11 protein-coding genes are annotated in these 11,212 nt (G+C 71.5%); 10 read left to right on the top strand and 1 reads right to left on the bottom strand.

The window, feature by feature from the left end; translation table 11 throughout:
- Positions 1-562: 562 nt before the first annotated feature.
- Positions 563-1,522, bottom strand: a complete 960-nt coding sequence (locus ACI6PP_RS09215) for a LysR family transcriptional regulator (protein ID WP_421111007.1) — start codon at positions 1,520-1,522, stop codon at positions 563-565.
- A gap of 71 nt (positions 1,523-1,593) precedes the next feature.
- Here ACI6PP_RS09215 and ACI6PP_RS09210 point away from each other — a divergent pair, with 71 nt between their 5' ends.
- The 10 genes from ACI6PP_RS09210 to ACI6PP_RS09165 all read left to right on the top strand — a co-directional run.
- On the top strand, positions 1,594-2,703 hold the full coding sequence (locus ACI6PP_RS09210) for a maleylacetate reductase (protein WP_421111005.1): 1,110 nt from the start codon (positions 1,594-1,596) through the stop codon (positions 2,701-2,703).
- Positions 2,700-3,602, top strand: coding sequence for a dioxygenase family protein (locus ACI6PP_RS09205; protein WP_421111003.1), 903 nt, complete (start codon positions 2,700-2,702; stop codon positions 3,600-3,602). Before ACI6PP_RS09210 ends, ACI6PP_RS09205 begins: the two co-directional genes overlap by 4 nt.
- Positions 3,599-5,386: an FAD-dependent oxidoreductase gene (locus tag ACI6PP_RS09200; RefSeq protein ID WP_421111002.1), complete on the top strand. Its 1,788-nt coding sequence runs from the start codon at positions 3,599-3,601 to the stop codon at positions 5,384-5,386. The genes ACI6PP_RS09205 and ACI6PP_RS09200 overlap by 4 nt, the downstream gene beginning before the upstream one ends.
- A gap of 81 nt (positions 5,387-5,467) precedes the next feature.
- Positions 5,468-6,748, top strand: a complete 1,281-nt coding sequence (locus tag ACI6PP_RS09195; protein WP_421111000.1) for an ABC transporter substrate-binding protein — start codon at positions 5,468-5,470, stop codon at positions 6,746-6,748.
- A 32-nt stretch (positions 6,749-6,780) separates the two neighbouring features.
- Positions 6,781-7,533, top strand: a complete 753-nt coding sequence (locus ACI6PP_RS09190; protein ID WP_421110998.1) for an ABC transporter ATP-binding protein — start codon at positions 6,781-6,783, stop codon at positions 7,531-7,533.
- A complete protein-coding gene (locus tag ACI6PP_RS09185) occupies positions 7,530-8,231 on the top strand; it encodes an ABC transporter ATP-binding protein (RefSeq protein WP_421110996.1) in 702 nt (233 codons plus the stop codon). Before ACI6PP_RS09190 ends, ACI6PP_RS09185 begins: the two co-directional genes overlap by 4 nt.
- Positions 8,232-8,240: 9 nt before the next feature.
- Entirely contained in the window at positions 8,241-9,110 is an 870-nt protein-coding gene (locus ACI6PP_RS09180; RefSeq protein ID WP_421110995.1) for a branched-chain amino acid ABC transporter permease, read from the top strand.
- Entirely contained in the window at positions 9,107-10,147 is a 1,041-nt protein-coding gene (locus tag ACI6PP_RS09175) for a branched-chain amino acid ABC transporter permease (RefSeq protein ID WP_421110994.1), read from the top strand. The genes ACI6PP_RS09180 and ACI6PP_RS09175 overlap by 4 nt, the downstream gene beginning before the upstream one ends.
- Complete coding sequence (locus ACI6PP_RS09170; RefSeq protein WP_421110992.1) at positions 10,144-10,821, top strand: 3-oxoacid CoA-transferase subunit A; 678 nt, start codon at positions 10,144-10,146, stop codon at positions 10,819-10,821. Before ACI6PP_RS09175 ends, ACI6PP_RS09170 begins: the two co-directional genes overlap by 4 nt.
- Positions 10,818-11,212, top strand: a 395-nt coding sequence (locus tag ACI6PP_RS09165) for a CoA-transferase (RefSeq protein ID WP_421110991.1), incomplete at its 3' end; no start/stop codon positions are given. The genes ACI6PP_RS09170 and ACI6PP_RS09165, both read left to right, overlap by 4 nt.

Below are 11,212 nucleotides of genomic sequence, written 5' to 3'. Positions count from 1 at the left end.
TGATGCAGGTGAACGTAGCGCTGAGCGCAGGAATGGGTTGCGCCTGGCTCCCAAGCTGGCCCGGCCGATCGGAGAACCTCGTTATCGAGTCCGCTCCCGGAACTGTCATGACCCCTGATGGGGCGGTGAGACTCTCGAATGGACTCGTGTTCGCGGTCTGCACCTCCACGGTCGTAGGCGGTGAATGGACGGACAACCAGTTGCCGCGGTGGGTGTTCGGGACCAGGTTCTGTGACCGATGACGAACCTCCAACAGGTGCACGGGGGCTCTCATCGCGCGGCTCGCTTCACGCACTTCACTGCACCAAGACATCGTCGGAGTCATGCCACCCGCCCCGCCTGCAGCCCGGCAGAATCGCATCGAAACCGGGCCTCAGCGGCACACAGTTTTGAAGCATCCGAATGCGGACGCCGAAGCGTTTGCCCAGGTCAGACGAGGTGAAGCAACTCAGACGGTCCTGTCTGCTTCCTAAACCGCAGGTCGCAGGTTTGAAACCTGCCGAGAGCACCGCAGACCGACCCGCTGTGCCGATCTACGAGTCGGCCCGAGATAGCTGGTGCCCTAGAGGTCGGCTCGCCCGGGCCGCTCGTGGGCCGGGCTCAGGCGGTCGGGCTCGAGGGTGGCCAGGGCAGCGCGCAGGAACCCGTTCAGGACGGGTGACGGGCGCTCGCCGCGTCGCCACACCACCACCGCCTCGATCGGCGCGAGGTGCTGGGCGAGGCGGACCATGCGGACGCCTGAACCGGTCGAGACCTGGCCGGCGGAGGACGGGACGAGGGCGTACCCCGCGCCGCTCTGCGCCAGCCGTAGCGCCGTCTCCATGCTGCCGACCCGTCGGCCGACGACGGGTGCGACTCCGGCACGCTCCCACGCCTCGCGGACGTACTGGGCCACGCCGGGGAAGCCGTCGTAGACGACCGGGGCGAGCCACCGGTGCGGGGCGAGATCCTCGAACGACGCCGACTCCGCCTCCCCCATGGCTGAATCGACCGGGACCGCCGCGACGACGGTCTCGCGCCTGACCATCGCGACCTCGAGGTCGCGAGCGACGAGCCGCTCCAGCGACGTGGCCTTGGAGCAGTAGGCGAGGCCGACGTCGCACACGCGGGAGCGGACGAGGTCGACCGTCTGGGGCTCGGACGCGTCGAGGATCTCGATGGTGACGTCCGGGGCGCTCTGGTCGAACCGGCGCAGCAGGCCCGGCAGCAGCTCCCACGACGCCCCGGGCGCGACGGCAACCGACAGGTGGCCCTGTCGGCCGGTGCCGACCGCCTTGACGTCGGTCGCGGCGTCCTCCAGGTCCGCCAGGATCGCCGTGGCACGGGCCACCAGGTGCTCGCCGGCCTCGGTGGGCTCGACCCCTCGACCGTTGCGCTCCAGCAAGGTGACGCCCAGCTCCTTCTCGAGTTGCGCGATCGAGGTCGAGAGCGGCGGCTGGGTCATGTGGAGGCGCGCGGCGGCGCGGGTGAAGGACCGCTCCTGGACCACGGCGGTGAAGTAGCGGAGCTGGCGGGCATCCATATGTTCACCGTATACGAGTGCTTAGAGATACCTATTGGACCTATCGACGCGCCGACCCCACACTCTGTGTCATGGCTCACACCCCCGCGCCACTGCGCTTCGAGCACGACGCCCTCGCCCAGCGCATCGTCCTGGCTCCGGGCGCCGCGCGCGAGAGCCTCGGCAGGGAGATCGCGGCCGTGGGCGGCACCCGGGTCCTGCTCGTGGTGTCCGAGGCCGAGGCCGACCTCGGCGCGCGGCTCACCGCCGACCTCGGGCCCGACGTCACCGTCGTCGCGACCTTCACCGGCGTCCGCCCGCACGTCCCGGTCGAGGTGGCCGAGGCGGCCCGTGAGCTGGCCCGCTCCAGCGGCGCCGACGTCGTCGTGCCCGTCGGCGGCGGCTCGACCACCGGCACCGCCAAGGCCGTCACGCTCACCGAGCACCTGCCGATCGTCGCGGTGCCCACCACCTACGCGGGCTCGGAGGCCACCCCGGTCTGGGGACTGACCGAGCACCACCGCAAGACCACCGGCACCGATCCCGTCGTGCTCCCCCGCACCATCGTCTACGACCCCGAGCTGACGATGACGCTGCCCGTCGGCCTGTCGGTGTCCAGCGGCCTGAACGCGCTGGCGCACTGCGTCGACTCGCTGTGGGCACCGAAGGCCGACCCGATCAACGCGGCGATCGCCACCGAGGGCATCCGCGCCCTGGCCGCGGGGCTGCCCGCGGTCGTGGCCGATGCAGGCGACGTCGAGGCGCGCGACCGGTGCCTCTACGGCGCCTACCTGTCCGCCGCGTCGTTCGCCAGCGCCGGGTCCGGCCTGCACCACAAGATCTGCCACGTGCTCGGCGGAGCCCACGACCTGCCGCACGCCGACACCCACGCCGTCGTGCTCCCCCACGTCCTGGCGTTCAATGCTGCGGCGGCGCCCGAGGCCGCCCGCCGCATCGCCGAGGCGCTCGGCGCCGACGACGCGCTCGACGGGCTGCTCGCCCTCACCCGCGGGCTGGGCGCCCCGGACAACCTGCGTGACCTCGGGATGCCCGAGGACGCGATCGCCACCGACGCGCAGGCCGTCGTCGACGCCGCGCCGCCGAGCAACCCGCGACCGGTGCGCGCCGAGGACGTCGAGCGCCTGCTGAGGACCGCCTGGGCCGGACAGGCACCCACCGCCGACATCGAGGAGCGCCGATGACCGACCACCAGACCACCCCCGAGCAGGCCGAGCACGAGCAGGCCGTGACCGACCAGGTGCTCGCCTCGTTCGAGCACAGCCCATCGCCGCGGCTGCGTGAGCTGATGGAGGCGCTCGTCCGGCACTCGCACGCCTTCGTCCGCGAGGTCCGCCTGACCGAGCCCGAGTGGGAGGCCGGCATCGAGTTCCTCACCCGCTGCGGCCACATCACCGACGACCGTCGCCAGGAGTTCATCCTCCTCTCGGACGTGCTCGGCCTCTCGATGCAGACGGTCACCGTGAACGAGCCCGAGGACCCGCGGGCCACCGAGTCGACGGTGTTCGGCCCGTTCTTCGCCGAGGAGTCGCCCGAGATCGAGGTCGGAGGCGACGCCGCACAGGGCGCCAAGGGCCAGCCCTGCTGGGTGTCGGGCACCGTCACCGACGTGGACGGCGCGCCGGTCGCCGGCGCACGCATCGACGTCTGGGAGGCCGACGACGACGGCATGTACGACGTGCAGCACGGCGACGGCCGCGTGACCGGCCGCGCCCACCTGACCACCGACGACCAGGGCCGGTACTCGTTCTGGTGCGTCACGCCGACGCCCTACCCGATCCCGCACGACGGTCCAGTGGGAGACCTGCTCGCCGCGAACGGCCGCGGTCCGATGCGCGCGTCGCACCTGCACTTCATGGTCGACGCGCCCGGCCTGCACCGGCTCGTCACCCACATCTTCGTCCGCGGCGACGAGCACCAGGACTCCGACGCCGTGTTCGGCGTGAAGGACTCCCTGGTCGTCGACTTCGACGAACGACCCGCAGGGCACGCCGCACCCGACGGGCGGACGCCCGACACCACCTGGACGCAGGCCGAGTTCGACATCGTCCTGGCCCCCGCCACGAAGGAGCAGCACGCATGACCACCACCACCTCGACCGCGCCGGCCGACGGCACCGTCGACGACCTCCAGACCGACGTCCTGATCATCGGCAGCGGCCCGGCCGGCGCCTCGGCCGCGCTGTTCCTGGCCACCTACGGCATCGAGCACATCGTCATCACCAAGTACCGCTGGACCGCGAACACCCCCCGCGCGCACATCACCAACCAGCGCACCGTCGAGATCATGCGCGACATGGGCATCGAGGAGGACGTCGTCGCCGAGGCCACCCCGCACGAGATGATGGGCGACACCGTCTTCTGCAGCAGCCTGGCCGGCGACGAGATCGGCCGCATCCACACCTGGGGCACCCACCCGAGCCGCGAGGCCGACTACCGGCTCGCGAGCCCGTCGATGAACTGCGACCTCCCGCAGACGCTGTTCGAGCCGATCCTCGTCGGGCACGCCGCCTCGCGCGGCAGCCGGATCCGCTTCGACACCGAGTACGTCTCGCTCGAGCAGGACGCCGACGGCGTCACCGTCCAGGTCCGCGACCGCCTGTCGGGACACGAGTACGCGATCCGCGCCAAGTACGTGATCGCCGCCGACGGCAGCCGCAGCAAGGTCGTCTCGGACCTCGACCTGCCGATGGCCGGCGAGATGGACCTGGCCGGCAGCATGAACATCGTCTTCCACGCCGACCTCACCGAGCTCGTCCAGCACCGGCCGTCCGTCCTGTACTGGGTGCTGCAGCCCGGTGCGACCATCGGCGGCATCGGTCTCGGCCTGATCCGCCTGGTGCGGCCGTGGAACGAGTGGCTCATCACCTGGGGCTACGACATCAACCAGCCCCCGCCCGAGCTCGACGACGAGATGGCGACGGCCATCGTCCACAACCTGATCGGCGACGACACCATCCCGGTGACCATCCGGTCGCTGTCGCTGTGGGGCAACAACAAGATGTACGCCGAGCGGTACCGCGACGGCCGGGTCTTCTGCGCAGGCGACGCCGTCCACCGGCACCCGCCGTCGAACGGCCTGGGCTCGAACACGTCGGTGGGCGACGCGTACAACCTGGCCTGGAAGCTCGCCCACGTCATCAAGGGGACGGCCGGTCCGGGGCTGCTCGACAGCTACGACGCCGAGCGCGCCCCGGTGGGCAAGCAGATCGTGCTCCGGGCGAACAAGAGCATCGAGGAGTTCGGGGCCGTCCTGGCCGCGCTGGGTCTCGACGAGTCGCAGGACGTCGAGCAGATGCAGGCCAGCATCGACGCCCGCGCGGACGACTCCCCCGAGGGCGCCGAGAAGCGCCTCGCGCTGCGCAAGGCCCTCGAGCTCAAGGACTACGAGTTCAACGCCCACGGCGTCGAGCTCGGCCAGCGGTACGCCTCGGGCGCCGTGGTGCCTGACGGCACCGCCGAGCCCGCCTACGAGCGCGACCCCGAGCTGTACTACCACGCGACCACCTGGCCCGGCGCGCGTCTGCCGCACTGCTGGCTCGGCGAGGACGGGCGGCGGATCTCCACCCACGACGTCGCCGGCCACTGCCGCTTCACCCTGTTCACCGGCATCACCGGACGCCCGTGGGCGCAGGCCGCCGAGAAGGCCGCCGCAGCCCTGGGCGTGGACGTGCGCGGCGTCGTCGTCGGCCCCGGAGACGCCGACTTCACCGACCTCTACGAGGACTGGTCGCGCCTGCGCGAGGTGGCCGAGGACGGCTGCGTCCTGGTGCGCCCCGACAACCACGTGGTCTGGCGCTCGCACGCCCTGACCGACGACCCGGCCGCCGACCTGGAGTCCGTGCTCCGCACCGTCCTGGACCGCTGAGCCCGACGCACACCCGCGCAGGGCTCGCCCGCACCACCGCCGTACCTCGCCGCACCTCATCAGAACGCCCAGGAGAACACCATGAAGATCACCCGCACCACGCCGGCCGTCGCGCTCGCGGCCGTGCTCAGCCTCGCCGTCACCGCGTGCGGTGGCACCGTCGGCGGCTCCGGGGACGACGAGGGCGGCGACGACACGCTGACCCTCGGCTTCGTGTCCCCGCAGACCGGCCCCCTGGCCGCGTTCGGCGAGGCCGACTCGTTCGTCGTCGACCAGATGAAGACCTACTTCGCCGACAACCCCATCAAGGTCGGCGACAAGGACGTCAAGGTCGACATCGTGGTCAAGGACGCCCAGAGCGACTCCACCCGCGCGGGCGAGGTCGCCGCCGAGCTGATCAACGACGACGACGTCGACGTCCTGCTCGCCTCGTCGACCCCGGACATCGTCAACCCGGTCTCCGAGCAGTGCGAGGCCAACTCCGTCCCGTGCATCACCACCGTCGCCCCGTGGCAGCCGTTCGCCATCCGCAGCGGCGACAAGCCGGCCGACCTCAAGTACAGCTACCACTTCTTCTGGGGCCTGGAGGACGTCGCCGCGGTCTACTCCGACATGTGGTCGCAGGTCGACACCAACAAGAAGGCCGGCGGCCTGTTCCCCAACGACCCCGACGGCCAGGCCTGGAGCGCCAACTTCCCGGCCCTGGTGAAGCCGTCGGGCACGACCATCGACAACCCGGGCCTGTACCCCAACGGCACCAAGGACTTCTCCTCGCAGATCTCGTCCTACAAGGGCAGCGACATCCTGCTCGGCGTCCCGATCCCGCCGGACTTCACCACCTTCTGGCGTCAGGCCAAGCAGCAGGGCTACGACCCCAAGATCGCGACGGTGGGCAAGGCGCTGCTGTTCCCGTCGGTGGTCGAGGGCCTGGGTGACATCGCGAACAACCTCGGCACCGAGGTCTGGTGGCACCCCACCGCTCCGTACACGAGCTCGCTGACCGACCAGAGCGCCCAGGAGCTCGCCGACGCCTACGAGAAGAGCACCAGCAGCCAGTGGACCCAGCCGCTCGGCTTCTCCCACGCCCTGTTCGAGGTCGCGGCCGCCGCCGTCACCAAGGCCGGGTCGACCGACGCCGAGGACATCACCGGGGCGATGAAGGACCTCGAGGTCTCCACCGTCGTCGGCGACCTCGCCTGGGGCAAGGACCAGAACGTCCCGCCCTACGTCGCCAAGACGCCCGTGACCGGCGGTCAGTGGCGCCAGACCGACGGCGGGGACTACCCGTTCGACCTGGTCGTGGTGTCCAACAAGCTCGCCGACGAGGTGCCCCTGGGCGGCTCGGTCGAGCCGCTGTCCTGACCACCGGCACCGCACCTTCGAGGGAGGCACACATGGTGGACGGACCGCTGCTGCGCGTCGAGCACCTGGCCAAGGCCTACGGCCAGGTGGTCACCGCACGCGACGTCTCGTTCGACGTGGCGGCCGGCGAGGCGCTCGGCGTGGTCGGCCCCAACGGGGCCGGCAAGTCGACCCTGCTGAACCTGGTCACCGGGACCGCCCGCGCCGACGGCGGCACGCTTTTGCTCGACGGCCAGGACGTCACTCGGTGGAGCGCACCCCGCCGCAGCGCCGCCGGCGTCGGGCGCAGCTACCAGGTGCCGCGTCCGTTCGCCGGGATGACGGTGTTCGAGAACGTCCTGGTCGGGGCCCGGTTCGGTGGCGGTCAGCGCAGCGCCGACGCCCGGCGCAGCGCACTGGAGTCGCTGGACCGGACGGGCATGGCGCACCTGGCCAACACCCCGGCCGGCCGGCTGCGTCTGCTCGACCGCAAGCGGCTCGAGCTGGCCCGGGCCCTGGCCACCGGGCCCCGGTTGATCCTGCTGGACGAGATCGCCGGCGGGCTCACCGACGCCGAGCTGCCCGAGCTGGTGGCCCTCATCGGCGAGCTGCGCGACTCGGGCCTGGCGGTGGTGTGGATCGAGCACATCGTCCACGCGCTGCTCCAGGTCGTCGACCGGCTCATGTGCCTGGCCCTGGGAGACGTCGTCGCCATCGGGAACCCCGCCGAGGTGATGCGCGACCCCCGGGTCGTCGAGGTCTACCTCGGGTCGACGGTCGACACCGGCCCGGCGGCCGCCTCGTGAGCGCGCTGCTGTCGGTCGAGAGCGTCGACGTCCACCACGGCGACCTGCAGGCGCTCCACGGCGTCGACCTCACCGTCCACGAGGGCGAGACCCTCGCGGTCATCGGCGCCAACGGGGCCGGCAAGACCACGCTGCTGCGCACCATCGCCGGAAGCCTGCGCGCCACCGCGGGCGAGGTGCGTCTCGACGGCGAGGCGGTGGGGTCCACGCCCGCGCACGTCCGCGTCGCCAAGGGCATCGCCCTCACCCCCGAGGGCCGGCGGATCTTCCCCTCCCTGACCGTCGAGGAGAACCTGCTGGTCGGCGGGTACCGGCGCCGCAGCGGCCCGTGGAACCTGGAGTCGATCTACGAGCTGTTCCCCCTGGTCGCCGACCGTCGCGCCCGAGCCGGCGCGCACCTGTCCGGAGGCGAGCAGCAGGCCACCGCGATCGGCCGCGCCCTGATGGCCAACCCGCGGCTGCTCCTGCTCGACGAGGTGTCGCTCGGCCTGGCGCCGGTGGTCGTCAAGGAGATCTACGCCGCCCTGCCCGAGGTCACCGCCCGCGGCACCACTGTTCTCGTCGTCGAGCAAGACCTCAACCAGGCGCTCGGCGTCGCCGACCGCATCCAGTGCCTGCTCGAGGGACGCACCGTCCTCGAGGGCGCTGCCGCCACCATCAGCCGCGAGGACGTCACCGCGGCCTACTTCGGACTCTAGGAGAACGACGTGGACTGGCTCAACGCCGTCATCCAGGGGGTGCTGCTCGGCGGGCAGTACGCACTCCTGGCCTGCGGACTCTCCCTGATCTTCGGGGTCATGCGCATCGTCAACCTCGCCCACGGCGTCATCGCCGTCACCGCCGCCTACGTCGCCCTGTGGCTCGTCCAGGACGGGTCGGTGCCGCTGCTGCTCGCGGTCTGCGTCGTCGTCCCGGTCTTCGCCGTCGTCGGGTACGTCCTGCAACGGGGCCTGTTCAACCCCGCCCTCGGCGGCGGGGAACTGGCCCCGCTCCTGGTCTCCTTCGGCCTCGCGATCGTCCTGACCAACCTGCTCCAGCAGGTGTTCAGCGCCGACTCCCAGTCCATCGGCATCGGGTCGCTCGGCACCTCCAGCGTGCCCCTGGGACCCGACCTGTCCGTCGGCGTCTTCTCCGTCGTGACCTTCGCCGTCGGCGTCGCGGTCATCGCCGCCGTGCAGCTGTTCCTCAGCCGCACCCGCACCGGACGCGCGATGCGTGCGACGAGCGACGACCCCGAGACCGCCCAGCTCATGGGCATCGACCAGCGCCACCTCTACGGCGTCGCCACCGCCATCGCGATCGCGACGGTCGCCCTGGCGGGCATCTTCGTCGGGATGAGCACCCAGTTCTCCCCCACCTACGGCGACCTGGTGCTGATCTTCGCGTTCGAGGCCGTCATCGTCGGCGGTCTCGGGTCGCTGTGGGGCACCCTGCTCGGCGGGCTCGTCCTCGGCGTCGCCCAGACCGTCGGCGCCCAGATCGACCCCGCCTACGGCATCCTCGCCGGCCACCTGGTCTTCCTCGCCGTCCTGCTCGTCAAGCCCAGCGGCCTGATGCCCCGGACGGTGACGGCATGAGCGCCGCCGACGTCCGCCGCCGCGGCGGACCGGTCTCGATGGCCGGCACGGCCCTGCTCGTCGTCGCCGTGCTCGTCCTGGCGGTCTGGGTGCCCTACAACGTCTCCCTGGGCACCCTGTCGAGCCTGGTCGGACTGTTCGTCCTGGTCATCCTCGGCACCACCTGGAACCTCATGGCCGGGTACGCCGGCATGGTGTCCATCGGACAGCAGGCCTTCATCGGCATCGGCGGCTACGGCGTCATCCGCCTGGCCGACGCGGTCGGCCTGCCGGTCCTGGGCGCCGTCCTCGCCGCCGCGGTCCTCTGCGGCGCCGTCGCCTGGGCCACCTCGTTCCTGGTGTTCAGGCTCGCCGGCGGCTACTTCGCCATCGGCACCTGGGTCGTGGCCGAGGTGTTCAAGCTCCTCACCACCCAGTTCGACTCCCTCGGCGGTGGCTCGGGCCTGTCGCTGACCGCGTTCCAGGGCACCGACCGGGTCGCACGCGTCGCGACCGTCTACTGGCTCGGCCTCGGCCTCGCCGTGGCCGTCGTCGTCGCGACCTACCTGCTGATGCGCTCCCGGGTCGGCCTCGGCCTCACCGCGATCCGCGACGACCCGACCGCCGCGTCCGGGCTCGGCGTCCCGGTGGACCGCAGCAAGCGGATCGTCTACGTCGCCTCGTCGGCCGGCGTCGGCCTGGCCGGTGCCCTCACCGCCCTGAACACGCTGCGGGTCACACCGGACTCGATCTTCTCGGTGGGCTTCACCGCCTCGATGATCTTCGTCGTCCTCATCGGTGGCATCGGCACCATCGAGGGCCCCATCCTCGGTGCGGTCGTCTACTACGTCCTGCAGGACCAGCTCGCCGACCTCGGCTCGCTGTACCTGGTCGTCCTCGGCGTCGTCGCGATCGTCGTCGTCCTGGCCGCGCCCAAGGGCCTGTGGGGGCTGCTCACCCGCGTCGCCGACGTGCAGCTGTTCCCGCTGGCGCACTCGGTCCGAACCACCGAGAAGACCGCACCGGCCGAGCCGTCCACCACGGCGCCCACCGCGTGAGGCCCCAGGTCCTCGACACAGCGGACGAGGCGGTGGCCGACGTCGCGGACGGCGCCACGGTCCTCGTGGGTGGTTTCGGGTTGGCGGGGATGCCGTTCACGCTGGTGGACGCGTTGATCCGCCAGGGGGCGCGTGACCTGACGGTGGTGTCGAACAACGCCGGCAACGCCGACGTGGGGCTGGCCGCCCTGTTGGCTGCGGGTCAGGTGTCCAAGGTGGTGTGCTCGTTCCCGCGTCAGGCCGACTCGTGGGTGTTCGACGGGTTGTACCGGGCGGGGAAGGTCGAGCTCGAGGTCGTCCCGCAGGGAAACCTCGCCGAGCGGATGCGCGCCGCCGGCGCCGGGATCGGGGCGTTCTTCACCCCCACCGGGGCCGGGACGATGCTGGCCGAGGGCAAGGAGACCCGACAGATCGACGGGCGCCTGCACGTCCTGGAGCACCCGATCAGGGGCGACGTCGCCCTGATCGCGGCGCACACCGCCGACACCGCCGGCAACCTCGTCTACCGCAAGACCGCCCGCAACTTCGGCCCCGTCATGGCCACCGCCGCGGCCACCACGATCGTGGAGGTCCAGGACGTCGTCGAGGCCGGCCGGATCGACCCCGAGCACGTCATCACCCCGGGCATCTACGTCGACCGGCTCGTCCGCGTCGAAGCAGAGGAGCGAGCGTGACGCGCAGCAAGGACCAGATCGCGGCGGCGGTCGCCGCGGACATCCCCACCGGCGCGTACGTGAACCTCGGCATCGGGCAGCCCACCACCGTCGCGGACCACCTCGACGTCGGCCACGGCGTCACCCTGCACACCGAGAACGGGATGCTCGGCATGGGCCGGGCCGCGGTCGCAGACGAGATCGACCCCGACCTCACCAACGCCGGCAAGGTCCCCGTGATCGAGACGCCCGGCTGCTCGTACTTCCACCACGCCGACTCCTTCGCGATGATGCGCGGCGGACACCTCGACGTGTGCGTCCTGGGCGCCTTCCAGGTCTCGATCAACGGTGACCTCGCGAACTGGCACACCGGCGCCCCCGACGCGATCCCCGCCGTCGGCGGCGCGATGGA

This window comes from Solicola agrisoli (assembly GCF_049059935.1).
Classification (GTDB): Bacteria; Actinomycetota; Actinomycetes; order Propionibacteriales; family Nocardioidaceae; genus JAURVT01.
The sequence above is the reverse complement of the archived record's forward strand: the minus strand, read 5'-3'. Positions and strand labels throughout refer to the sequence as shown.

Excerpts from the sequence above, each read along its gene's own strand:
- ACI6PP_RS09215 (WP_421111007.1), bottom strand. The coding sequence starts at position 1,522 with ATGGATGCCCGCCAGCTCCGCTACTTCACCGCCGTGGTCCAGGAGCGG.
- ACI6PP_RS09210 (WP_421111005.1), top strand. The coding sequence starts at position 1,594 with ATGGCTCACACCCCCGCGCCACTGCGCTTCGAGCACGACGCCCTCGCC.
- ACI6PP_RS09205 (WP_421111003.1), top strand. The coding sequence starts at position 2,700 with ATGACCGACCACCAGACCACCCCCGAGCAGGCCGAGCACGAGCAGGCC.
- ACI6PP_RS09200 (WP_421111002.1), top strand. The coding sequence starts at position 3,599 with ATGACCACCACCACCTCGACCGCGCCGGCCGACGGCACCGTCGACGAC.
- ACI6PP_RS09195 (WP_421111000.1), top strand. The coding sequence starts at position 5,468 with ATGAAGATCACCCGCACCACGCCGGCCGTCGCGCTCGCGGCCGTGCTC.
- ACI6PP_RS09190 (WP_421110998.1), top strand. The coding sequence starts at position 6,781 with ATGGTGGACGGACCGCTGCTGCGCGTCGAGCACCTGGCCAAGGCCTAC.
- ACI6PP_RS09175 (WP_421110994.1), top strand. The coding sequence starts at position 9,107 with ATGAGCGCCGCCGACGTCCGCCGCCGCGGCGGACCGGTCTCGATGGCC.